22 protein-coding genes are annotated in these 21,410 nt (G+C 71.0%); 11 read left to right on the top strand and 11 right to left on the bottom strand.

The window, feature by feature from the left end; genetic code table 11:
- Window positions 1-7: 7 nt before the first annotated feature.
- The 7 genes from alr to rpsF form a co-directional block, all read right to left on the bottom strand.
- Complete coding sequence (gene alr, locus QMO56_RS01440; RefSeq protein WP_283523241.1) at window positions 8-1,069, bottom strand: alanine racemase; 1,062 nt, start codon at window positions 1,067-1,069, stop codon at window positions 8-10.
- Window positions 1,062-2,588, bottom strand: coding sequence for a replicative DNA helicase (locus tag QMO56_RS01435; RefSeq protein ID WP_283523240.1), 1,527 nt, complete (start codon window positions 2,586-2,588; stop codon window positions 1,062-1,064). Before QMO56_RS01435 ends, alr begins: the two co-directional genes overlap by 8 nt.
- Before the next feature lie 115 nt (window positions 2,589-2,703).
- On the bottom strand, window positions 2,704-3,969 hold the full coding sequence (locus tag QMO56_RS01430) for a cyclopropane-fatty-acyl-phospholipid synthase family protein (protein WP_283523239.1): 1,266 nt from the start codon (window positions 3,967-3,969) through the stop codon (window positions 2,704-2,706).
- Between the two features lie 176 nt (window positions 3,970-4,145).
- Window positions 4,146-4,715, bottom strand: a complete 570-nt coding sequence (gene rplI, locus QMO56_RS01425; RefSeq protein WP_283523238.1) for a 50S ribosomal protein L9 — start codon at window positions 4,713-4,715, stop codon at window positions 4,146-4,148.
- A gap of 16 nt (window positions 4,716-4,731) precedes the next feature.
- On the bottom strand, window positions 4,732-5,652 hold the full coding sequence (locus QMO56_RS01420) for a DUF2232 domain-containing protein (RefSeq protein ID WP_283523237.1): 921 nt from the start codon (window positions 5,650-5,652) through the stop codon (window positions 4,732-4,734).
- Window positions 5,653-5,695: 43 nt separating this feature from the next.
- Window positions 5,696-5,974, bottom strand: coding sequence for a 30S ribosomal protein S18 (gene rpsR, locus QMO56_RS01415; RefSeq protein WP_283523236.1), 279 nt, complete (start codon window positions 5,972-5,974; stop codon window positions 5,696-5,698).
- Window positions 5,975-5,980: 6 nt separating this feature from the next.
- A complete protein-coding gene (gene rpsF, locus QMO56_RS01410) occupies window positions 5,981-6,454 on the bottom strand; it encodes a 30S ribosomal protein S6 (RefSeq protein ID WP_283523235.1) in 474 nt (157 codons plus the stop codon).
- Window positions 6,455-6,830: 376 nt separating this feature from the next.
- Here rpsF and fabD point away from each other — a divergent pair, with 376 nt between their 5' ends.
- From fabD to mltG, 5 genes are all read left to right on the top strand, one after another.
- A complete protein-coding gene (gene fabD, locus QMO56_RS01405) occupies window positions 6,831-7,787 on the top strand; it encodes an ACP S-malonyltransferase (protein WP_283523234.1) in 957 nt (318 codons plus the stop codon).
- A 14-nt stretch (window positions 7,788-7,801) separates the two neighbouring features.
- Window positions 7,802-8,539 carry a 3-oxoacyl-[acyl-carrier-protein] reductase gene (fabG, locus tag QMO56_RS01400; protein ID WP_283523233.1) on the top strand — a complete coding sequence of 246 codons (738 nt, stop codon included), beginning with the start codon at window positions 7,802-7,804 and terminating at the stop codon, window positions 8,537-8,539.
- 121 nt (window positions 8,540-8,660) lie between these two features.
- Window positions 8,661-8,900 (top strand): acyl carrier protein, encoded by a 240-nt coding sequence (locus tag QMO56_RS01395; RefSeq protein ID WP_160936856.1) that lies wholly within the window; start codon window positions 8,661-8,663, stop codon window positions 8,898-8,900.
- A gap of 37 nt (window positions 8,901-8,937) precedes the next feature.
- Window positions 8,938-10,221 carry a beta-ketoacyl-ACP synthase II gene (gene fabF, locus QMO56_RS01390; protein ID WP_283523232.1) on the top strand — a complete coding sequence of 428 codons (1,284 nt, stop codon included), beginning with the start codon at window positions 8,938-8,940 and terminating at the stop codon, window positions 10,219-10,221.
- 139 nt (window positions 10,222-10,360) lie between these two features.
- Window positions 10,361-11,332 (top strand): endolytic transglycosylase MltG, encoded by a 972-nt coding sequence (mltG, locus tag QMO56_RS01385; RefSeq protein ID WP_283523230.1) that lies wholly within the window; start codon window positions 10,361-10,363, stop codon window positions 11,330-11,332.
- A gap of 220 nt (window positions 11,333-11,552) precedes the next feature.
- On the opposite strand, the gene QMO56_RS01380 is transcribed toward mltG, so the two are convergent.
- Window positions 11,553-12,341 carry an SDR family NAD(P)-dependent oxidoreductase gene (locus QMO56_RS01380; RefSeq protein ID WP_349362330.1) on the bottom strand — a complete coding sequence of 263 codons (789 nt, stop codon included), beginning with the start codon at window positions 12,339-12,341 and terminating at the stop codon, window positions 11,553-11,555.
- Between the two features lie 39 nt (window positions 12,342-12,380).
- Here QMO56_RS01380 and QMO56_RS01375 point away from each other — a divergent pair, with 39 nt between their 5' ends.
- Genes QMO56_RS01375 through QMO56_RS01365 form a run of 3 tightly spaced genes read left to right on the top strand, consistent with a single transcriptional unit; the run spans window position 12,381 to window position 14,864 of the window.
- Window positions 12,381-13,274, top strand: coding sequence for a YicC/YloC family endoribonuclease (locus tag QMO56_RS01375; RefSeq protein WP_283523227.1), 894 nt, complete (start codon window positions 12,381-12,383; stop codon window positions 13,272-13,274).
- Window positions 13,271-13,900 carry a guanylate kinase gene (gene gmk / locus QMO56_RS01370; protein ID WP_283523226.1) on the top strand — a complete coding sequence of 210 codons (630 nt, stop codon included), beginning with the start codon at window positions 13,271-13,273 and terminating at the stop codon, window positions 13,898-13,900. The genes QMO56_RS01375 and gmk overlap by 4 nt, the downstream gene beginning before the upstream one ends.
- 46 nt (window positions 13,901-13,946) lie before the next feature.
- Window positions 13,947-14,864, top strand: coding sequence for an AEC family transporter (locus QMO56_RS01365; protein ID WP_283523225.1), 918 nt, complete (start codon window positions 13,947-13,949; stop codon window positions 14,862-14,864).
- A 33-nt stretch (window positions 14,865-14,897) separates the two neighbouring features.
- Here QMO56_RS01365 and QMO56_RS01360 read toward each other — a convergent pair whose 3' ends face one another.
- Window positions 14,898-15,173, bottom strand: a complete 276-nt coding sequence (locus tag QMO56_RS01360; protein WP_283523224.1) for an usg protein — start codon at window positions 15,171-15,173, stop codon at window positions 14,898-14,900.
- Window positions 15,174-15,455: 282 nt separating this feature from the next.
- Between QMO56_RS01360 and groES the strand changes: the two genes are divergently transcribed.
- From groES to QMO56_RS01345, 3 genes are all read left to right on the top strand, one after another.
- Window positions 15,456-15,746 (top strand): co-chaperone GroES, encoded by a 291-nt coding sequence (gene groES / locus QMO56_RS01355; protein WP_283523223.1) that lies wholly within the window; start codon window positions 15,456-15,458, stop codon window positions 15,744-15,746.
- 48 nt (window positions 15,747-15,794) lie between these two features.
- The gene (gene groL, locus QMO56_RS01350) at window positions 15,795-17,435 is read left to right on the top strand and encodes a chaperonin GroEL (RefSeq protein WP_283523222.1); all 1,641 of its coding nucleotides are present in this window, start codon (window positions 15,795-15,797) and stop codon (window positions 17,433-17,435) included.
- A 255-nt stretch (window positions 17,436-17,690) separates the two neighbouring features.
- Window positions 17,691-17,894, top strand: a complete 204-nt coding sequence (locus QMO56_RS01345; RefSeq protein WP_283523221.1) for a cold-shock protein — start codon at window positions 17,691-17,693, stop codon at window positions 17,892-17,894.
- Between the two features lie 68 nt (window positions 17,895-17,962).
- Here the strand turns inward: QMO56_RS01345 and QMO56_RS01340 are convergent, their stop codons facing one another.
- Together QMO56_RS01340 and QMO56_RS01335 are read right to left on the bottom strand one after the other, a co-directional pair.
- The gene (locus QMO56_RS01340; RefSeq protein WP_283523220.1) at window positions 17,963-18,385 is read right to left on the bottom strand and encodes a tellurite resistance TerB family protein; all 423 of its coding nucleotides are present in this window, start codon (window positions 18,383-18,385) and stop codon (window positions 17,963-17,965) included.
- A 47-nt stretch (window positions 18,386-18,432) separates the two neighbouring features.
- On the bottom strand, window positions 18,433-21,303 hold the full coding sequence (locus tag QMO56_RS01335) for an ATP-dependent DNA helicase (RefSeq protein WP_283523219.1): 2,871 nt from the start codon (window positions 21,301-21,303) through the stop codon (window positions 18,433-18,435).
- Window positions 21,304-21,410: the final 107 nt, after the last annotated feature.

Raw genomic sequence — 21,410 nt, 5'->3', positions numbered from 1 at the left:
GGCCGCCTCATGCCGGAAGGTAGCGCCTGCGGTAGCGGGCGCCGAGGGAAGTCAGGATCTCATAGCCGATGGTGCCGGCCAGGGCGGCGACGGCATCCGGGGTCTGCTGCGGGCCGATCAGCTCCACGCGGTCGCCCTGGGCCAGCTCCGGCACGTCCGTCACGTCCAGGGTGATGAGGTCCATCGAGATCCGGCCAACCAGTTGCACGGGGCGACCGGCGGCGATGGCGATGCCCCGGCCGGACAGGGCACGAAGGTAGCCATCGGCGTAGCCGGCGGCAATGGTGGCGATCCGGCTGTCGCGCGGGGCGGTCCAGGTGGCGCCGTAGCCGACGGTGACGCCGGCCGGCACCTGGCGGACCTGCAGCACGGGGATGGTGAGGCGCAGCACCTGCCGCATCGGGTTGGACAGGCCGGGGGTCGGATTGATGCCGTAGAGCGCGCAGCCGGGGCGGGCGAGGTCGGAGGCGAAGTCGCGCCCGAGGAAGATGCCGGCCGAATTGGCGAAGGAGCGCGGCACACCCGGCAGGGCGGCGCCGGCGGCGGCGAAGCGGGCGGCCTGGGCGACGTTCAGCGGGTGGCGGGGCTCGTCGGCGCAGGCCAGATGGGTCATGACGTAGCGCAGGGCGAGGCCGGAGAGGTCGCCCGCCGCCGCCAGCTCGGCGGCGTTGAGGCCGAGCCGCTCCATGCCGGTATCGACATGCAGGATGGCGCCGCGCAGGCCCGCCGCGCGGGCGGCGGCGAGGTCGCGCGGGGCGTTCAGCACGGGGGTGAGGGCGGCGCCCGCATCGGCGCCGGGGGGAAAGCCGCCGAGCACGGCGATCATCGGGCCATGGCCGAGCGCCTCGCGCAGGGCGAGACCCTCGGCGAACTGGGCGACGAAGAAGTGGCGGCAGCCGGCGGCGGCCAGGGCCCGCGCCACCGGGGCGGCACCCAGGCCATAGGCATCGGCCTTGACCACGCCGGCCACCGGCCCGGAGGGGTGCCGGACGCCGAGGTCGCGCCAGTTGGCGACGATGGCGCCGAGATCGACCTCCAGCTCGCCCGACAGGGCCGCGGCGTCATTCATGGCCATAGGGTTCCGCGTGGTGGATGTCCAGGTCGCCGAAGCGGGTGAACTCGGCCTCGAAGAACAGCGGGATGGTGCCGGTGGGGCCGTGGCGCTGCTTGGCGACGATCAGGTCGGCGCGGTTGTAGGCCTTCTCCATCTTGGTCTGCCAGCTCGACAGCGCCTCCTGGTACTTCTCCCGCTCCTGAGGCGTGTCGCCGAAGTCCACCTGCTTCGGCTCGCGCATCTTCAGGTAGTAGTCGTCGCGATAGACGAACATCACCATGTCGGCGTCCTGCTCGATCGAGCCGGATTCGCGCAGATCGGCCAGCTGCGGACGCTTGTCCTCGCGGTTCTCCACCTGGCGGGAGAGCTGCGAGAGGGCGATGACGGGCACCGCCAGCTCCTTGGCGATGGCCTTCAGCCCCTGGGTGATCTGGCTGATCTCCTGCACACGGTTCTCCGGCCGGGTGCCGGCGGCGGGACGCATCAGCTGCAGATAGTCCACCACGATCAGGCTCAGCCCGCGGGTGCGCTTGAGGCGGCGGCAGCGGGTCCGCATGGCCGAGATGGTGATGGCCGGCGTGTCGTCGATGTAGAGCGGCAGGCGGGACAGCTCGCGGCTCACCTCGACGAACTTGTCGAAGTCGCGCTGCTGGATCTCGCCGCGGCGGATGCGGTCGCCCGAGATGCGGCTCTCCTCGGAGAGGAGGCGGGTGGCGAGCTGGTCGGCGCTCATTTCGAGCGAGAAGACGGCGCAGCCGCCCTTCGGCACGGCGCCCGGCCCGTGCTCGTCCTCGGCCTCGCGCAGCACGGCCTTGGCGGCGCCGAAGGCGATCTTGGTGGCCAGCGCCGTCTTGCCCATGCCGGGGCGGCCGGCGAGGATGATGAGGTCGGACGGGTGCAGGCCGCCGGTCTTGGCATCGAGGTCGCGCAGCCCGGAGGGCAGGCCGGAGACGCCGCCGCCGCTGGTGAAGGCCTTCTCGGCCATGCTCACCGCCTCGGTCAGCGCCCGGCCGAAGGTGACGAAGCCGCCTTCGGAGCCGCCATCCTTGGCGAGGTCGAACAGCGCCTGCTCGGCGGCCTCGAGCTGTTCCCGGGCCTCCAGCTCGGCCTCGGCGCCGAAGGCGCGGTTGACCACCGTCTCGCCGAGGTCGATCAGCTGGCGGCGCAGCCAGGCGTCATGGATGACCTTGCCGTATTCGCCGGCATTGATGATGCCGACCATGGCGCCGAGCAGCTCGGCCAGGTAGGCGGCGCCGCCGACCTCGCCCAGCACGCCGGAATGCTCGAACTCGGCGCGCAGCGTGACGGCATCGGCGAGCTGGCCGGCCTCGATTCGCCGCTGGATGGCGGCGAAGATGCGGCCATGCGCGGCATGGGCGAAATGCTCGGGCGCGAGGAACTCGGAGACGCGCTCATAGGCCTTGTTGTTGGCCAGAAGCGCACCGAGAAGGGCCTGCTCCGCCTGCAGGTTCGCGGGAGGATGACGCTGCGAAAGGCCGAGCAGCCCATCACCGGGCGGAGGTACGCTGTTCATGCCGCCAGTTTAGCCCGCCTGGACCCGTCGCGACGAGGGGAGGGCTGTGGATAACGGGGATGAATGCGGGAAGGGGCTCGCCTGCCCCTTCCCGGCCACAGGTCAGGACAACCGGTCAGGCCTGGGGCCGCAGCCCGGCGGAGGAGCCCTGCGCCACCGGCTTCGTCTGCTGGGCGGCAGTCTTCAGCTCCGCCTCGCGCATGTAGTCCCGGGTGAGGGGGAGGGTGTCCACCTTGCGGGTGAGCTGGATCTGCCAGTTCATGTGGCCCATGTGGCGGAAGGCCAGCTCGGAGCCCACCAGGTAGAACTCGAACATGCGGCAGAAGCGCTCGTCATAGAGGCTCTGGATGGCGTCGCGGTTGGCGGCGAAGCGGCGGCGCCAGTGGGCCAGGGTCTGCGCGTAGTGCAGGCGCAGGATCTCGATGTCGGTCGCCCAGAGGCCGGATTTCTCCACCGCCGGCAGCACCTCCGAGAGGGCCGGGGAATAGCCGCCGGGGAAGATGTACTTGGCGATCCAGGGATTGGTGCTGCCCGGCCCGTCGGAGCGGCCGATGGCGTGGATCAGCGCCACGCCATCCTCCTTCAGCGCGCCGCGGAGGGTGCGGAAGAAGGCGCGGTAGTGGTCGATGCCCACATGCTCGAACATGCCGACCGAGACGATGCGGTCCACCGGCTGCTTCCAGTCGCGATAGTCCATCAGCTCGAAGGTCACGCGCCCGGAGAGGCCGGCCTCCTCGGCGCGGCTGCGGGCCACTTCGAGCTGCTCGGTGGAGAGGGTGATGCCGGTCACGCGGGCGCCGTGCTCGCGCGCCAGATGCAGCGCCATGCCGCCCCAGCCGCAGCCGATATCGAGGACGTGCAGGTCGGGCCGGTCGAGCCGCAGCTTGGCGGCGATGTGGCGCTTCTTGAGGAGCTGCGCCTCCTCCAGCGTCTCGTTGCCGGTGGGGAAATAGGCGCAGGAATACTGCCGGTCACGGTCGAGAAAGAGAGCGTAGAGGCGGCCGTTCAGGTCGTAGTGGTGGGCCACGTTGCGGCGGGCGCGGCTGGCGGGGTTGAGCTGGTCCACGTGACGACGCAGCCAGCGGACCTTCTCCATGACACGCTCACCGACATGGCCCTGCTCCATCCAGTTGATGACCAACAGGTCCATCATGTCGAACAGCGAGGAGCCGGGCAGGGGGGCGATCTCCCCGTCCATGTAGCCCTCGCCGAAAGCCAGGCCGGGATTGGTCAGCAGCCGGCGCTCGGCCCGCGGGGTGCGCAGCTCCAGGCCGGCGGTGGGGCCATCAGTGCCGCGATAGATGCGAGTCGTCCCTGTCGGGAAGCGGACCGTCAATGTCCCGCGCCGGATCATGCGGGACAGGACGCGATCGAACAGCATGTCCGAACCTCCAGATGCAGAAGTTCATGCAATGGTTCGACGCGTCAGGGACGCTGTCTAGTCAAGGGGTGCTGAACGGCGCCTAAACAATTCTCCATGAAAGAAGGGGGAGCGCCCCTGCGGGCGCTCCCCCTTCGTCCGTTCGCCGGGGCCGCCGGTCGCCCGGCGGGCATGGTTTACTGCTCGCTGGCGCTGCCCAGCTCGGACAGCTCGGCGGCCAGCTCGGCCTCCAGGCTCTCCTGCTCGGCCTGCTGCTGCGCCTGCAGGTCCTCGCCGCGCGCCTGCTTCTCCGCCTCTTCCGGCGAGCGGGCGACGTTCACCGTCACCGGCAGGTCCACTTCCGGGTGCAGCGCCACCTTCACCTGGGTGAGGCCCAGGGTCTTGATCGGCTGCTCCAGGACGACCTGGCTGCGGGTGAGGGTGAGGCCAGCCTCCTTGCAGGCATCGGCGATGTCGCGCGCGGAGACGGAGCCGTAGAGGCCGCCCGACTCGCCGGCCTGGCGGATGATGATGACGGAGAGGCCGTCCATCCGCTCGGCCACGCGCTCGGCCTCCTCGCGGCGCTTCAGGTTCTGCGCCTCAAGCTGGACGCGCTCGCGCTCGAAGCGGGCGAGGTTCTCCTTGTTGGCGCGGATCGCCTTGCCCTGGGGGAGCAGGAAGTTGCGGGCAAAGCCCGGGCGGACCTTCACCAGCTCGCCCATCTGGCCGAGCTTTTCGACCCGCTGCATCAGGATGACTTCGATCATCGGTGTAACCCCGATCTCACATGTTGGCGGGCGGGTTGCGGCGCCCGTACTGTTCGAGGAGGCCGAGCACCACGAGAACCAGGGCGCCCGGCAGGCTGAAGACGAGAATCAGGACGTAGAACAGGATCAGCAGTGGCAGCCGGGCGCTGTGCCGCACCAGCCGCGTGTGCATCGCGGCCAGCCCCTGCAGCAGCAGCGGCACCGCGAGCACGAGGCAGAGCGACAGCGGCAGCAGCGCATCCTCCGGGCCGGTCAGCAGCCAGGCGATGCCCGCCAGGGCCGGCAGCGCCGGATACCAGGCGGGCAGCCGGGCCTCGCGCCAGCGCGGGGCAGGCGCCAGGGCCAGGCCGCGCCGCCCGAGGAAGCCCTGGGCGGCGGCCGCGTTGACCACCAGCGCGATGGCCAGCCACAGCGCCAGCGCGGCCGCGTTGAGCCGCACGATCTGGTCCACCGCGGTGGCCGGCACCTCGGCCTCCATCTGCGCCAGGCCCAGCTCCACCGTGCTTCGCAGCACCGCCTCCAGTCCGCCATGCCCCGCCGCCAGGATGCTGGCGAGCAGGGTGAGGCCGGCGGGCCAGAGGCCGAGCAGCGCCATCGGCGCGGTGAGGTCGATCCGCGGCCCGCGCCGCAGGCCGACTGCCACCAGCAGCAGCACCGGCACCCCGTAGAGCGCGAGCCAGAGCAGCAGCGGCAGCAGGCCGGGGGTGACGGCGAGCAGCGCTGCGCCGCCCGCGCCGACCGCGATGGCCAGCGCCAGCTTGCCGAAGCCCAGCCCCGCCAGGAACAGGGGCAGGGGCGAGAGCCAGAACAGCCCGAGCCCTGCCGGCAGCCCCCGGAAGGCCCAGAGAGCCGCCAGCGCCGAGACGAGCCCGCCCGCCGCCCCCGCCAGCAGGCGGGGGTCGTCGATCAGGCCGATACGGGGCTGCTGCGCGGCCACTCTGCCGATCCGTGCTGTCGTCCGGGTTCCTGTCCGCGACCCGTCAGTCGTTGATGACGTAGGGCAGCAGCGCCAGGAAGCGGGCGCGCTTGATGGCATTGGCCAGCTCGCGCTGCTTCTTCCCCGACACGGCGGTGATGCGGGAGGGCACGATCTTGCCGCGCTCGCTCAGGAAGCGGGAGAGCAGGCGCACGTCCTTGTAATCGATCTTCGGCGCGTTCGGGCCGGAGAAGGGGCAGGACTTGCGGCGGCGGTAGAAGGGCCGGCGGGCGCCCACGGCGGGGCGGCGGGCGGCGATGTTCGGCTCGGTGGTCTCGGACATGGGGGATTACTCCTCGCCGCCGGCGTTGTCGGACTCGTCGCGCGGGCGGGCGCGATATTCCTCGCGGTCGTCGTTGCGGTCACGGCCGCGGCCGGACGAGAAACGGCCGGCGGGCGGGCGGGGGCCGCGGAAGCCGCGGTCACGCTCGCGGTCGTCGCCGCGCTTGGCCAGGATGGCGGAGGGCGCCTCGTCGATCGCCTCGATCCGCAGGGTCATGTGGCGCAGCACGTCCTCGTTCAGGCCGAGCTGGCGCGCGGCCTCCTGCTCGGCCGCCACGGGGCAGTCGAGGCCGAGGAGCATGTAGTGCCCCTTGCGGTTCTTCTTGATGCGGTAGGCCAGGCCACGCAGGCCCCAGTACTCGCGCTTCTTCACCTCGCCGCCGGCTTCGGTGATGATGCTGCTGATCTGGTCGCCGATGGACTCGACCTGCTGCTGAGTCAGGTCGTTACGTGCGATGAGCACGGTTTCATAAAGCGGCATGGGATCTCCCTGCGGCTGTCTCAGCCCAGGCAACGCCGGCCCATGCCGGCGTGCGCAAACGGGCATAGCCGGGCGCGATGCCTCGCGCGCCCGGCAGGGGAGCGGGGCGTAAACCACAAATCCTTCGCCAGGGCAAGGATTCTCCCGGGCGAGGCATGAGCTTCGTGCGGAGCGGGGCGGCAGTGAGGAAAGCGCCGCTCGTGCGGAGGGGGATTCTGCCGGGGCGCATGGACTCGGGCGTTGACACCAGGGAAAGGCGCCGTTACCCCGCCCGCCTTTACAAGGATTCCCCGCAATTGGGGAGCGTCCGGCCTGAGGACCCCTGCGGGCCGGACCACAGGGCCGCCGCGCAAGCACAAGGAAAGCCAGCACCGCCATGCCGATCGCCTTCGTCTTCCCCGGCCAGGGCAGCCAGGCTGTCGGCATGGGCCGCGACCTGGCCGCAGCCTTCGCTCCCGCGCGCGAGGTGTTCGAGGCGGTGGACGAGGCGCTGAAGCAGAATCTCTCTCGCCTGATGTTCGAGGGGCCGGCGGAGGAGCTGACCCTCACCGCCAATGCCCAGCCTGCGCTGATGGCGGTCAGCCTCGCGGTGATGCGGGTGCTGGAGCAGGAGGGCGGCTTCGACCTCAAGAGCCGCGTGGCGCTGGTGGCCGGCCATTCGCTCGGCGAGTACAGCGCGCTGGCGGCGGCGCAGACCTTCGACGTGCCGACTGCGGCGCGGCTGCTGCGGCTGCGCGGCGAGGCGATGCAGAAGGCGGTGCCGGCCGGCGTCGGCGCCATGGCGGCACTGCTGGGCGCCGAGATGGCCCAGGCGCAGGAGATCTGCGCCCGCGCCGCCGAGGGTGGCGAGGGCGAGACCGAGGTGGTCGAGGCCGCCAACGACAATGGCGGCGGGCAGGTGGTGATCTCCGGCCACCGCAGCGCGGTGGAGCGGGCGGTGGCGCTGGCCAAGGAGCAGGGCATCAGGCGCGCCATGCTGCTGCCGGTCTCTGCCCCCTTCCACTGCGCCTTGATGGCGCCGGCCGCCGATGCCATGGCGGAGGCGCTGGCTTTGGCCGAGCTGCGGCCGCCGCTGGTGCCGGTGATCGCCAACGTCACCGCCGCCAAGGCCACCGATCCGGTGGAGATCCGTGAGTTGCTGGTACGGCAGGTGACTGGCACGGTGCGCTGGCGTGAGTGCATCGGCACCATGCTGGAGCTGGGCTGCGACCGCTTTGTCGAGATCGGCTCGGGCAAGGTGCTGACCGGCCTGATGAAGCGGCTGGCGCCGGATGCGGCGGCCGGCACGGTGGGCACGCCCGCCGAGATCGAAGCCTTCCTGAAGTCGCTGTGAGGACGCCCGCGGAAATGTTCGGACTGGACGGAAAGGTGGCGCTGGTGACGGGCGCCACGGGCGGAATCGGGGCGGAAATCGCCCGCGCGCTGCACCGGCAGGGCGCCCGGGTGGCGCTCTCCGGCACCCGGCGCGAGGTGCTGGAAGCCCTGGCGGCGGAGCTTGGCGAGGGGGTGATGGTGGCGCCGGCCGACCTCTCCGACCCCGCCGCGCCGCAGGCGCTGGTGGAGCAGGTGGAGAAGGCCTTCGGCCAGCTCGACATCCTGATCAACAATGCCGGCTTCACCCGCGACGGGCTGGCCATGCGGATGTCCGACAAGGACTGGGCCGACGTGCTGGAGGTCGATCTCGCCGCCCCCTTCCGGCTGGCGCGCGCGGCCATGCGCGGCATGATGAAGCGCCGCAGCGGGCGGATCATCTCGATCGGCTCGATCTCGGGCATCACCGGCAATGCGGGGCAGGCGAACTACGCCGCCGCCAAGGCCGGGCTGATCGGCATGAGCAAGGCGCTGGCGCAGGAACTGGCCGCGCGCAACATCACGGTCAACGTGGTGGCGCCGGGCTTCATCCGCACGCCGATGACCGATTCGCTGAATGACGCCCAGAAGGCGCGGCTGATGGAGCGAATTCCGCTCGGCCGCATGGGCGAGGCCGCTGACATCGCGGCCGCGGTTGCCTATCTGGCCTCTGACGCGGCCGGATGGGTGACGGGGTCGACCCTCCATGTGAATGGCGGGATGGCGATGACCTGAAACGGGAAGGCCGGGTCATCTGTTCCCCGGCTTGCTTCCGTGTTAATGCCGCGCCGGCCGAGGGCGGGGATAGGCTCCTCCCGGAACCCGGCAGCGTCTGCAAGCAGGAGAGACTCGGGCGATGAGCGATACCGCCGAGAAGGTGAAGAAGATCGTTGTCGAGCACCTCGGCGTCGAGGAGAGCAAGGTGACGCCCGAGGCGTCGTTCATCGACGACCTGGGCGCCGACAGCCTCGACACCGTTGAGCTGGTCATGGCCTTCGAGGAGGCGTTCGGCGTCGAGATTCCGGACGATGCCGCCGAGAAGATCACGACCGTGAAGGACGCGATCGACTATATCGAGGCGCAGAAGGCCGCCTGAGGGCCTTTCAGCGGCGCCTCCCAGGGAGAGATAACGCGTGTTCGGTTCTCTGACGACGCCGCGGCGTGTCGTCGTCACCGGGATGGGCATTGCTTGCCCACTCGGCGTCGGCGTGCCGCATGTGTGGCAGCGGATGCTGGCCAGCGAAAGCGGCATCAGCCCGATCACTCTCTTCGACGCCAAGGACCTGCCGGCACGAATCGCCGGCGAGGTACCTTCCGGCCCGAAGACGGAGGGCAAGCTCGACTTCAACGAGTGGATCCCGGTCAAGGACCAGAAGAAGATGGACCGCTTCATCCAGCTCGCGCTGGTGGCGGCCACCGAGGCGGTCGAGGATTCGGGCTGGGTGCCGCAGACCGAGGACGACCGGAACGTCACCGGCGTGATGATCGGCTCCGGCATCGGCGGCCTGCCGGCGATTGCGGAGAATGCGCAGCTCGTCGCCGCCGGCAAGGCGCGGCGCCTGTCGCCCTTCTTCATTCCCTCCGCGCTGATCAACCTGGCCTCCGGCCATGTCTCGATCAAATACGGCTTCAAGGGGCCGAACCATGCGGTGGTGACCGCCTGCGCGACGGGTGTGCACGCGCTCGGCGACGCCGCGCGGCTGATCGCGCTCGGCGATGCCGACGTGATGGTGGCTGGCGGTACCGAGGCGGCCATCAGTGACATCGGCATGGCCGGGTTCTGTGCCGCCCGGGCGCTTTCCACCGGCTACAACGACACACCGCAGGAGGCCTCGCGCCCCTGGGACGAGGGCCGCGACGGCTTCGTCATGGGCGAGGGCGCCGGCATTCTGGTGCTCGAGGAGTACGAGCACGCCAAGAAGCGCGGCGCCAAGATCTATGCCGAGGTGATCGGCTACGGCATGTCGGGCGATGCCTACCACATCACCGCGCCGGCCGAGGGCCATGACGGCGCCTTCCGCGCCATGAAGGCAGCCTTCAAGGATGCGGCGATCAGCCCCGGCCAGGTTCAGTACGTCAATGCCCATGGCACCTCCACGCCAATGGGTGACGACCTGGAGCTGGAGGCGGTGGAGCGGATGTTCGGCGATGCGGCGAAGGGCCTCGCCATGTCCTCGACCAAGTCGGCCATCGGGCACCTGCTCGGCGCCGCCGGCGCGGTGGAGGGCGTGTTCTCGATCCTGGCGATCCGCGACAGCGTCGCGCCGCCGACGCTGAACCTGCGCAAGCCGTCGCGGGAGAGCGTGATCGACCGCGTGGCGCTGGAGCCGCAGGAACGGAAGATCGAGGTGGCGCTGTCCAACAGCTTCGGCTTTGGCGGCACCAACGCGAGCATCCTGTTCCGCAAGGCGCCCTGAGCAAGGGGTGGCGCCAGGCATGGGAGGGCGCCGCCCTCCCGGCCGCGGCTTCCAGCCTTCGGCGGCCGGCGCGGTGAAGGCGCGGGCGGCCGGAGGCTTTGTCGTCTCTGGGCCGGCACCACTCTGACAGGGGCGGATCATGCGGAAATTCCTCCTGGTTCTGCTGTTGCTGCTTGTCCTGGCAGGAAGTGGCGGCGCCTGGTGGGCCTGGCGGGCCTGGCAGCAGCCGGGGCCTCTGCCGGAGGCCACCGCCGTCGTGGTGGAGCGCGGCAGCGGCACCCAGGCGGTCGGCATGGCCCTCGGCGAGAGCGGCGTGATCCGGGACCCCCGCATCTTCGCCGCCGCGGTGTGGCTGACCCGCAAGCAGGGGCCGCTGCGGGCCGGCGAGTACCTGTTCCCCGCCCATGCCTCGTTGCGGCAGGTGCTGGAAGTGCTGCGCACCGCCCGGCCGGTGCAGCGGATGGTGACCCTGCCGGAGGGACTGACCGCCCGCCAGATGGTGGACATGCTGGAGCAGGCGGCGGGACTGTTCGGGGATGTACCGGCCGTCGACGAGGGCGAATTGCTGCCCGAGACCTATGCCTATAGCTGGGGAGACAGCCGGGCTTCGGTGGTCCGGCGCGCCGCCACGGCGATGCGCGAGACGCTGGACCGGCTCTGGAAGGAGCGCGCGCCCGACCTGCCGCTGAAGACGCCGCGGGAGGCGTTGATCCTGGCCTCGATCGTCGAGCGGGAGACCGGCAAACCGGAGGAGCGGGCGCGGGTGGCGGCGGTGTTCGTCAACCGCTTGAAGCGCAACATGCCGCTGCAGTCCGATCCAACCGTTGCCTATGCCGCTGCCGATGGCGGGGTGCTGGACCGGCCGCTGACGCGGGCGGACCTGGACATGGACCACCCCTTCAACACCTACCGGAACCGGGGCCTGCCGCCGGGACCCATCGCCAGCCCGGGCGTTGCGGCGCTGCGCGCGGTGCTGAAGCCGATGGAGACGGATGAACTGTACTTCGTGGCCGACGGCTCGGGGGGGCACGCCTTCGCCAGCACGCTGCAGGAGCACAACCGCAACGTGGCGCGCTGGCGGGCGCTGGAACGGCAGCGCAGCGCGCCCTGATCCGGTTGGGCGGCGCGCCCGGGGGCATTGGGGGAGAAAGAATTCTCCCCCAAACCCCCTCTTCTTCTTTTCTGCCAGTTTCGTAGCACGGGTGGAGCGCGGTTGCGCCGGGGCTGAAGCCGCCCGGTTCTTGTGCCGGGCGCTGCGTGGCGGCCAGCACGGCCCCAACCGAAAGGAAAGAGATGGGGGTCCGGGGGGAATTCTTTGCCCCGGCCTTTCTCTACGCCTGGGTCACGTGCTTGGCCGGGAGGCGGGCCGCCAGCGCCGCCCGCAGGCCGAGTGGCAGCGCCCCCGCGAGGCGCGCCATCAGATAGGTGGGCCAGGGGAAGGCCACGCGGGTGCGCCCTGCGGCGATGCCGGCCAGGGTGCGGCGGGCGGCCTCCTCGGCATCCATCAGGAAGGGCATGGGGAATTCGTTGACCGCCGTCATGGGGGTGCGGACATAGCCGGGGCAGACGGCGTGCAGGCGGATGCCGCGGTGGCGCTCGGTGGCGTCGGCGGCCTCGGCCCAGCGCTGCACCGCCGCCTTGCTGGCGCAGTAGGCGGCGGCACCTGGCGCGGCGACGAAGGCGGCGACGGAGGCGATCACCGCGATGCGGCCGCGCAGGCCGTCGGGGCCGGGGGGCTGCCCGGCCATGCACGCCATGGCGGGGAGGGCGGTGTTCAGCACGCCGGTGACATTGGTCTCGAAGATGGCGCGGATCTGGCCTGCGGGCTCAGTGGCGCCGCCGGTGCCGCCGGAGATGCCGGCATTGGCGATCAGCAGGTCGAGATGGGGGATGCCGGTGATCCAGGCCTCGGCGCCGGGGGCGTCGCGGACGTCGAGGCAGGTTTCGGTCGTGCTGGCGCCGGCGGCGCGGCAGGCTGCGGCGGCTTCGGCCAGGCGGGTGGTGTTGCGCGCGGCGAGGTGCAGCGTCACCCCGGGGCGGGCGCAGGCCAGCGCGAGGGCCCGGCCGAGGCCGGAGGAGGCGCCGGTGATGGCGATCTGTGTCCAGGCCGTGTGCGCCATGGCTTGCATCCTGCCGCAGAGGGGAAGAGAAGGCCGGGCATGGCTCTCTCGTCGATGACCGGCTTCGCCCGGCATGCGGGCACCCTGCCGGATGGCACGGGTTTCGTGTGGGAATTGCGCAGCGTCAACGGGCGCGGGCTGGATGTGCGCCTGCGCCTGCCTGCCGGGCTGGACCGGCTGGAGGCGCCACTGCGCGAGGCCGCCACCGCGCGGTTCCGGCGCGGCAATATCTCCGCCACCCTGACGCTGAAGCGCGAGGAGCGGGCGCCACGCCTGACCCCTGACCCGGCGGCGCTGGAGCAGGCGATCGCCCTCGCGGTCATGGTGGCGGCGCGCATTCCAGGCTGCCCGCCGCCGCGGGCGGAGGCGGTGCTCGGCTTTCCCGGCGTACTACGGGCCGAGTCGGCCGAGCCGCAGGAGGGCGAGGAGGAAGCGCGCCACGCCGCGCTGGCAGCCGGCTTCGGCGTGGCACTGGAGGCGCTGTCGGAGATGCGCCGGGCGGAGGGCGAGAAGCTGACGGGCATCCTGGGCACGCTGCTGGACGAGATCGGCAGCCTGCGGGAGGCGGCGGCCGCCGAGGCGGCGAGCCAGCCCGCCGCGCACCGGGCCCGGCTACAGGCCGCCCTGGCGGAGCTGCTGGATGGTGACAACCGGGTGCCGGAGGAGCGGCTGGCCGTCGAGGTGGCGCTGCTGGCACAGAAGTCCGATGTGCGGGAGGAGCTGGACCGGCTTGCCGCTCACGTGGAGGCGGCGCGGGCGCTGCTGGGAGAGGAGAGCGCGGTGGGGCGGCGGCTGGAATTCCTGACGCAGGAGTTCGGGCGCGAATCGAACACCCTGGGGGCCAAGTCGGCCAGCCTGGCGCTGACCCGGCTTTCCCTGGAGCTGAAGGCCGCCATCGAGCGGCTGCGCGAGCAGGCGGCGAACGTCGAATGAACCGGATCTCCCGACGCGGGCTTTGCCTGGTGCTCTCGGCGCCCTCCGGGGCGGGGAAGTCCTCCGTCAGCCGGGCGCTGCTGGAACGCGAGCCGGAGCTGAAGCTTTCGGTGAGCGCCACCACGCGGGCTCCGCGGCCCGGTGAGCAGGAGGGGGTGCATTATTTCTTCCGCACGCCGGAGCAGTTCGCGGCGATGGAGGCGGAAGGCGCGATGCTGGAGAGCGCCAATGTCTTCGGCCGGCGCTACGGCACGCCGCGCGCGCCGGTGGAGGAGGCGCTGGCCACGGGGCGGGACGTGCTGTTCGACATCGACTGGCAGGGGCACCGGCTGCTGCGGACGGCGTTGCCGGGCGACGTGCTGGGCGTTTTCCTGCTGCCTCCCAGCCTCGCGGAACTGGAACGGCGCTTGCATGGACGGGGGCAGGACTCCCCTGAAGAGATTGCCCGCCGCATGAACGCCGCCCGCGACGAGATCAGCCACTGGGCCGATTTCGACCATGTCCTGGTGAACCACGACTTCCATGAGACGGTGGCGCAGGTGCGCGCCATCCTGCAGGCGGCGCGGACCACCCGCGCGCGGCAGCCCTGGCTGCCGGAGTTCGTCGAAGGCCTGCTGCGCCCGTGAGAGGCCGGGCGCGGCCCCGCGCGGGCCGGCCCGGAATGGCTGCACCATGTACACGCTGCTGAACGTCGTGGCGCCGATCTTCGCGCTGATCGGGATCGGCTACATCTCCGCCCGGCGCCGCTGGATCTCCGAGGAGGCGCTGCGGGGCATGACGGACTTCGTCTTCCGCCTCGCCATGCCGGCGCTGCTGCTGAACGGCGCCACCACGCCGCACCCGAATGGGGGGCCGACGGCCCTCGCCTTCTTCTCCGGCTGCCTCACCGCCTATGCGCTGGCGCTGCTGCTCTCCCGCCTGGTGCTGCGGATGCGGCTGGCGGAGGGCGGCACCTTCGCGCTGAACGCCGCCTTCGGGAATACCGGGATGATCGGTGTGCCGCTGGTGATCGCCGCCTATGGGCCGACCGGGTTGTCGCAGCTGCTGGCCATCGTCGGGCTGCATTCGCTGATCCTGCTGCCGCTCGGCACAGTGGTGGGGGAGATTGCGCACAGCTCCCGCGCGCCGATCGTCAGCATCCTGAAGGCCACGGTGCTCTCGGTGCTGCGCAACCCGATCGTGCTGGCGGTGCTGCTGGGGCTGGTGATCTACCAGTCCGGGCTGGAGCTGCCGGGCGTAATGCGGCGCTTCCTGGAGATGACGGGGATGGCCGGGCCGCCGGTGGCGCTGTTCTGCCTGGGCGCCAGCCTGATCGCCTTCGATGCCCGGCGGGACTGGCCCTCGGCGCTGCTTTGCACGGTGCTGAAGCTGCTGGTGATGCCGGGGCTGGTCTGGGTGGCCGGCTGGGCGATCGGGCTGCCGCCGGTGGCGCTGGCGGTCGCGGTGCTGGCGGCAGGGATGCCGACCGGGGCGAACGCCTTCTTCATGGCTCGCCGCTATGCCGCGGGCGCGGACCGCTCGGGCGCCACGGTGCTGCTCTCGACAGTTCTCTCGCTGGCCACCCTGGCGGTGTTGCTGGCGGTGCTGTGAAGCGCGCCGGGGCGAAAGCCCCGGCTTTCTCCCTCAGTGCAGGTTGAACTGGCCCTCGGCATACCGAAATTCGGCCGGGCGGGTCAGTGCGCTGGAGGCGACCCGCACCGAATGCAGCGGGCCTTCGATCTCGCGCTGCCAGAAGGCCAGGAAGCGGTGCAACTCCGGGAAACCGGGTGCATGGTCGAACTTCTGCCATAGGAAACTCTGCAGCACGCCCGGATGGTCGGGCAGGTGGTAGAGGATCTCGGCGGTGGTGAGCCGCCAGTCCGGGATGCGCACGAAAGCCTCAATATCCCGCAGCAGCATGGGCACTCGTCTCCATTCTGGTCGGCGGCCCGGTTGCCGGGCCATCGGTTTCCCCGTTCGTGGGAGTTCGAGCATCGCACAGGGGGTGCGCGGGCCTGCAAGAAAAACCAGAAATTCCAGTGCCTTAGCACTCATTGCAGAAGAGTGCTGCTGAACGCTTGACGGAAAATGGAGAGCGTCCTAAGTCGTCAGCACTCGCCGGGGGTGAGTGCTAACAAGGCTTGCCCCACCCGGCGGGGCAACCGTCGCTGAATGCGCCACACAGGGCGTCAGGAGAGGGCCATGAAGTTTCGTCCTTTGCATGACCGCGTCGTCGTTCGTCGGGTGACCGCCGAAGAGAAGACCGCGGGCGGCATCATCATTCCCGACACCGCCAAGGAGAAGCCGCAGGAAGGCGAGATCGTCGCTGTCGGCCCTGGCGCGCGCAACGAGCGTGGCGAGATTGTCGCCCTCGACGTGCAGGTCGGTGACCGCGTTCTGTTCGGCAAGTGGTCCGGCACCGAGGTCAAGATCAGCGGTGAAGACCTGCTGATCATGAAGGAATCCGACCTGATGGGCGTGATCGCGGCCTGAGCCTGCGAACCCCCCTTCTTTCCAACAGAGCTGACGAGGTAGAGAACGATGGCTGCTAAGGACGTGAAGTTCGGCGCCAGTGCCCGCGAGCGGATGATTCGCGGCGTGGACATCCTGGCCGACGCCGTGAAGGTGACGCTGGGCCCGAAGGGCCGCAACGTCGTCATCGAAAAGTCCTTCGGCGCGCCCCGCATCACCAAGGACGGTGTGACGGTCGCCAAGGAAATCGAGCTGGCCGACAAGTTCGAGAACATGGGCGCGCAGATGGTGCGCGAAGTGGCCTCGAAGCAGAACGACCTGGCCGGTGACGGCACCACCACCGCGACCGTGCTGGCCCAGGCCATCGTGCGCGAGGGCGCCAAGGCCGTGGCCGCCGGCATGAACCCGATGGACCTGCGCCGCGGCGTCGACAAGGCGGTGAACGTCATTGTCGAGGAGCTGAAGGCGAAGACCCGCAAGATCACCACCTCCGGTGAGGTTGCGCAGGTCGGCACGCTGTCCGCCAATGGCGAGTCCGAGATCGGCCAGATGATCGCCGAGGCGATGGAGCGGGTCGGCAACGAGGGCGTGATCACGGTCGAGGAGGCCAAGGGCATCCAGACCGAGCTCGACGTCGTCGAGGGCATGCAGTTCGACCGCGGCTATGTCTCCCCGTATTTCATCACGAATGCGGAGAAGATGATCGCCGAGCTCGAGAATCCCTACATCCTGATCCACGAGAAGAAGCTGTCCCAGCTGCAGCCGATGCTGCCGCTGCTGGAGACGGTGGTGCAGTCCGGCCGCCCGCTGATCATCGTGGCCGAGGATGTCGAGGGCGAGGCGCTGGCGACCCTGGTCGTCAACAAGCTGCGCGGTGGCCTGAAGATCGCCGCCGTGAAGGCCCCGGGCTTCGGTGACCGCCGCAAGGCGATGCTCGAGGACATCGCGATCCTGACCGGTGGCCAGGTTATCTCCGAGGACCTCGGCATCAAGCTCGAGACCGTGACCCTCCAGATGCTCGGTCAGGCGAAGACCGTCCGCATCGAGAAGGAGAACACCACGATCGTCGACGGCGCCGGCGCCAAGGAGGACATCCAGGGCCGCGTGGAGCAGATCAAGGCGCAGATCGAGGAGACCACCTCGGACTACGACCGCGAGAAGCTGCAGGAGCGCCTGGCGAAGCTGGCGGGCGGCGTGGCCGTCATCCGCGTCGGCGGCTCCTCCGAGGTCGAGGTGAAGGAGCGCAAGGATCGCGTCGACGACGCGCTGCATGCGACCCGCGCTGCGGTTGAGGAAGGCATCGTGCCGGGTGGTGGCGTGGCGCTGCTGCGCGCGGCCGACAAGCTGTCCTCGCTGAAGGGCGAGAACAACGACCAGCAGGTCGGCATCGAGATCGTCCGCCGCGCCATCTCCGTGCCGCTGAAGCAGATCGCCGAGAACGCCGGTAAGGACGGCGCGGTGGTCGCCGGCGAGGTGCTGCGCAACAGCACCTACGAGTACGGCTATGACGCCCAGCTCGACGAGTACAAGGATCTCGTCGCGGCCGGCATCATCGACCCGACCAAGGTCGTGCGCACCGCGCTGCAGGACGCCGCGTCGGTTGCCGCGCTGCTGATCACCACCGAGGCGATGATCGCCGAGCGGCCCGAGAAGAAGGCTCCGGCCGGCGCTCCGGGCGGCATGGGCGGCATGGGCGACATGGATTTCTGATCCCTCAACGGATCGGAGTTGCTGCAGAGGGGGCGGTCCGCAAGGGCCGCCCCCTTCGCCGTTTCGGGGCTGCTGGGCGTGGCAGTTTTCGTTGACAGACCATTAACGATCTGCCCCACTAATCGGCAGCCAACCGCTTCCGCTCGCCTTGCCGTGCCTCCGGAGACCCGGTCGCCTTCAAGCCGTCCCGGGACATCGGCTGGGTCCATGGCAGCGGCGCTGGTGCTTCTGCCGACGCGAAGAGGAGTGCATCGCATGGCGATTGGCACCGTGAAGTGGTTCAACGCGACGAAGGGCTTCGGCTTCATCGTCCCGCAGGATGGCGGCAAGGACGTCTTTGTCCACATCACCGCCGTGCAGAAGGCCGGGCTGCAGGGCCTGCAGGAGAACCAGAAGATCAGCTACGAGGTGGTGATGGAGCGCGGCAAGGCCGCGGCCACCAACCTCAAGCCGCTCTGAGCGGCCAAGGCCGCCGGCGGCACCGGCCCCGGCGGCACGGAACCGGGAGGGCGCCACCCTCCCGGGCTTCAGACCATCTGGTAGCGGGCCTTGGCGGCGCGCTCGATGGCGCCGGCGACCAGCCGGTCGATATCCATCTCGATCCGGAAATCCTGCAGGAAACGCAGCTCCTCCTGAGTGGCATCGCCATCGGCGGCGGCGACCTCGCAGGCCAGGAGATAGGCGGTCTCGCGCAGGCGGGGCGGCAGGGCCTCGCGCATCAGCGAACAGGCATGGTCCAGCCCATCGCGCTCGCGAAGCAGGGTCAGGCAGGATTCGGTGACGAGCTCGATTTCCTCCGCCCGGAAACCGGTGAAGACCGGCAGCTCCTGGACCAGCCGCGACATCATGTTCAGCTCGGCGTCGGACATCTGCTGATCGGCGGCGGACATCAGCACCATGGCGCAGACCAGGGCCTCCTGCGCCGTGAAGCGGATTTTCGGGTGCTGCATCGAGGGGCTCCTTCCAGGCGCAGGCCTATCCTAGCGCAGGCCGCCGTTCAACACCCGGGCGGCGCAGGGGTTTGTGACAAGAACGCGGCTGTTTGCCGCACCGCCTCGGCCAGACCCAGGCGCTGCGGCACCACGCCCTCCGGCAGGCCGGCCAGCAGGCGGGAGGGCGTGCGGGGGTCGAGCAGGACGAAGACGCCACGGTCATCGGCGCGACGGATCAGGCGGCCGAAGGCCTGGCGCAGCCGGTGGCGGGCGATGGCGTCGTCATAGCCACCGGGGCGGCCGCCGGAGAGATGAATGCGGCGCTCGCGGTGCAGGATGGAAGGGCGCGGCCAGGGCACGCGGTCGAAGACCAGCAGGCGGAGGGCGCGGCCGGGGACATCCACGCCGTCCCGCAGGGCATCGGTGCCGAGCAGGCAGGAATCCTCCTCGGCGCGGAAGATGTCCACGAGGGTGGCGCTGTCCATCGCGTCCACATGCTGGGCGTAGAGGGGCAGGCCGGCTTCCGCCAGGGCGGGGGCGATGCGGGCATGCACGTCGCGCAGCCGGCGGATGGCGGTGAACAGGCCGAGCGCGCCGCCCCCCGCCGCCCGGAAGAGCTGCTGCATGGCGGCGGCGATCTGGCCGGGGCTGTCGCGGGTGATGTCCTCCACCACGAAGGCGCGGGTGTTGGCGGCGTAGTCGAAGGGCGAGGGGACGGCGGCGCGGATCGCGGGGCTGGGCAGGTGCTGCACGCCGGTGCGCGCCTCCGCCTCGCGCCAGGCGGATTCGGGGTCCTTGCGGGCGGCGTCGCGCAGGGTGGCCGAGGCGATCAGCACGCCATGCGCCGGCGCGGCGACCTGGGTGGCGAAGGGCACCGTGGGATCGAGCCAGTGGCGATGCAGGCCGGCATCAATGTCGCGACCCTCACGGCGGGAGAGGGCGAACCAGTCCACATAGGTCGGGCGCTGGCCGGGCTCGGCGGACGGCTCGCGCAGCCGGGCGAGCATGGCGGTCCAGGCGGCGAGCGGCATCAGCGCGCGGCGCTCGATGCTGCGGGTGGCGGTTTCCAGGCGGATGCGGGCGCCGGTCTCCAGCTCCTGCTCCGGGTCCTCCAGCAGGTCGGCCAGCAGCTTCGACAGATGTTTCAGGGGTGCGCGCAGGCGCTCCAGGGCGTCCTCCAGCATGGCGGCGGCCTGGGGCAGGTCGTCGTGCAGCGGGTGGAGGTCGCATTCGGCGTCGTAGAGCGGATCGGCCTCGGCGGTGCGGGCGAGGATCTGCGCGCGGACGGCGCGGAGGAAGGTTTCGGCCGGGCTGGGCGGGGAGGCCGCGGCGGCGGGAAGCGGGCGCGGGTCGTCCGGCGCCTCGCCGAGATCCTCGGCGCGCTGCTCCTCGGCCTGCGGCAGGGCGGCCCAGCGGTCCCACCAGCCGGGGGCGGGCAGAATGCGGGCGTTGCGCTCGACCAGTTCCAGGGGGGGCAGCAGGGCAGGATGTTCGGCCAGCAGCTCCTCCAGCCGGCGGCGCAGGCCGCGCGCCCGGCCGCGCCCGCCCTCGCTGCCCAGCAGCCAGCGGCGCAGCTCCGCCATCTCGGCGCCGGAGAGCTCGGCCGAGAAGGCGCCATCGGCGGCGTCGAAGAGGTGGTGGCCCTCGTCGAAGACGTAGCGCAGGGCGGGGCCGTCCTCGCCGCCGCCGAGCGCGGCCTGGACCATCACCAGGGCATGGTTGGCGACCACCAGATGCGCACTGGCGGCACGGCGGATGGAGTGCTCGACGAAGCAGCGCTTCCAGTGCGGGCAGGCGGAGTGGATGCACTCGCCGCGCCGGTCGGCCAGGAGGGAGATGGCGCCGGCGGGGAAGAGCTCCATCAGCCAGCCCGGGAAGTCGCCGCCGAGCAGGTCGCCGTCGCGCGTGGCCAGCGCCCAGCGGGCGACCAGGGCCAGCGGGACGAGGCGGCCGGGCATGGCGCCGCTGGCGGCCTCGTCATAGTTCAGCAGGCAGAGGTAGTTCTCGCGGCCCTTGCGGATGACGACGCGCTGGCGGCGCTCCTCCGGCTCCGGGTAGAGGCGGGCCAGTTCCTGGTCGAGCTGGCGCTGCAGGTTGCGGGTGTAGGTGGCGATCCAGACCGGGGCACCGTTGCGCTCGGCCCAGAGGCTGGCCGGGGCGACATAGCCCAGCGTCTTGCCGGTGCCGGTGCCGGCTTCGGCCAGCACGAGCTGCGGCTCGCCGGGCGCCTCGCGGGCGGCGAAGGCGAGCGAGGCGGCGGAGGCGAAATCAGCCTGGGAGGGGCGCTGCTCGGCGCCTTCACCGAGGATTTCGGCCAGGCGGCTGCGGGCTTCGGCGGGGGAGACGGGCAGGCTGGCGGGCGGCGGAGGCGGGGCGGCCTCCTCCCATTCCGGCAGGGCGCGCCAGACCTTCAGGGCGTCCCGGCCGGGGCGGGCGGTGGGCTGGCCGAGGGCGGCGAGGATGGAGTCCGCCCAGGGCCAGTCGGCGGCATCGCGCAGGCGGGCGGCGAGAGCGGCGGCATCGCGGTTCAGCGGGGCGTTGCGGGCGCGGGCGAGGCGGCGCAGCAGTTCGGTGGCGATCTCGGGCAGCAGAGCGGCAGCAGCCTCCGCATCGGCCGGCGGCGGCAGGTCGAGCGCCAAAGCGAGGCCGCGGGGGGTGGGCGGTGCCGCCAGGGCGGGCTGGCAGAAGGCGAAGAGCTCCAGCAGGTCCCAGGCGCCGGGGATGGCAGGGAGGTTCAGCCGCTTCGCGGTGGCGGGGGCGTGCACCAGGATCGGCGGGCCAAGCTCGCGCAGCGCGGCGGGCACGGCGCCGGCGCGCAGCGTCGAAAGCTCGCCATCCGGGGTCAGCAGGACGGCGCTGCCGGGAGCGGGCGCGACCAGCGCCGGAGCGTCGGGCAGCAGGAGGCGGGGAGGGAGGGCACCGGCTGCGCCCTTCATGGTCGACACGCCCGGAAACTAGGGGCAAAAGGCGAACAAGGCCAGCTTTGGCAAGGGGTTCGCTCAAAGATGACGGCTGCGCAAGGTTCCGGGGGCTGACTTGCCGC

The organism is Roseomonas sp. E05 (assembly GCF_030063475.1).
Classification (GTDB): Bacteria; Pseudomonadota; Alphaproteobacteria; order Acetobacterales; family Acetobacteraceae; genus Pseudoroseomonas.
Note: the sequence above shows the minus strand (reverse complement) of the source record. Positions and strands in the feature narration are given on the sequence as shown.

Excerpts from the sequence above, each read along its gene's own strand:
- alr (WP_283523241.1), bottom strand. The coding sequence starts at position 1,069 with ATGAATGACGCCGCGGCCCTGTCGGGCGAGCTGGAGGTCGATCTCGGC.
- QMO56_RS01435 (WP_283523240.1), bottom strand. The coding sequence starts at position 2,588 with ATGAACAGCGTACCTCCGCCCGGTGATGGGCTGCTCGGCCTTTCGCAG.
- QMO56_RS01430 (WP_283523239.1), bottom strand. The coding sequence starts at position 3,969 with ATGCTGTTCGATCGCGTCCTGTCCCGCATGATCCGGCGCGGGACATTG.
- rplI (WP_283523238.1), bottom strand. The coding sequence starts at position 4,715 with ATGATCGAAGTCATCCTGATGCAGCGGGTCGAAAAGCTCGGCCAGATG.
- rpsR (WP_283523236.1), bottom strand. The coding sequence starts at position 5,974 with ATGTCCGAGACCACCGAGCCGAACATCGCCGCCCGCCGCCCCGCCGTG.
- rpsF (WP_283523235.1), bottom strand. The coding sequence starts at position 6,454 with ATGCCGCTTTATGAAACCGTGCTCATCGCACGTAACGACCTGACTCAG.
- fabD (WP_283523234.1), top strand. The coding sequence starts at position 6,831 with ATGCCGATCGCCTTCGTCTTCCCCGGCCAGGGCAGCCAGGCTGTCGGC.
- fabG (WP_283523233.1), top strand. The coding sequence starts at position 7,802 with ATGTTCGGACTGGACGGAAAGGTGGCGCTGGTGACGGGCGCCACGGGC.
- QMO56_RS01395 (WP_160936856.1), top strand. The coding sequence starts at position 8,661 with ATGAGCGATACCGCCGAGAAGGTGAAGAAGATCGTTGTCGAGCACCTC.
- mltG (WP_283523230.1), top strand. The coding sequence starts at position 10,361 with ATGCGGAAATTCCTCCTGGTTCTGCTGTTGCTGCTTGTCCTGGCAGGA.
- QMO56_RS01380 (WP_349362330.1), bottom strand. The coding sequence starts at position 12,341 with ATGGCGCACACGGCCTGGACACAGATCGCCATCACCGGCGCCTCCTCC.
- QMO56_RS01375 (WP_283523227.1), top strand. The coding sequence starts at position 12,381 with ATGGCTCTCTCGTCGATGACCGGCTTCGCCCGGCATGCGGGCACCCTG.
- gmk (WP_283523226.1), top strand. The coding sequence starts at position 13,271 with ATGAACCGGATCTCCCGACGCGGGCTTTGCCTGGTGCTCTCGGCGCCC.
- QMO56_RS01365 (WP_283523225.1), top strand. The coding sequence starts at position 13,947 with ATGTACACGCTGCTGAACGTCGTGGCGCCGATCTTCGCGCTGATCGGG.
- QMO56_RS01360 (WP_283523224.1), bottom strand. The coding sequence starts at position 15,173 with ATGCTGCTGCGGGATATTGAGGCTTTCGTGCGCATCCCGGACTGGCGG.
- groES (WP_283523223.1), top strand. The coding sequence starts at position 15,456 with ATGAAGTTTCGTCCTTTGCATGACCGCGTCGTCGTTCGTCGGGTGACC.
- groL (WP_283523222.1), top strand. The coding sequence starts at position 15,795 with ATGGCTGCTAAGGACGTGAAGTTCGGCGCCAGTGCCCGCGAGCGGATG.
- QMO56_RS01345 (WP_283523221.1), top strand. The coding sequence starts at position 17,691 with ATGGCGATTGGCACCGTGAAGTGGTTCAACGCGACGAAGGGCTTCGGC.
- QMO56_RS01340 (WP_283523220.1), bottom strand. The coding sequence starts at position 18,385 with ATGCAGCACCCGAAAATCCGCTTCACGGCGCAGGAGGCCCTGGTCTGC.
- QMO56_RS01335 (WP_283523219.1), bottom strand. The coding sequence starts at position 21,303 with ATGAAGGGCGCAGCCGGTGCCCTCCCTCCCCGCCTCCTGCTGCCCGAC.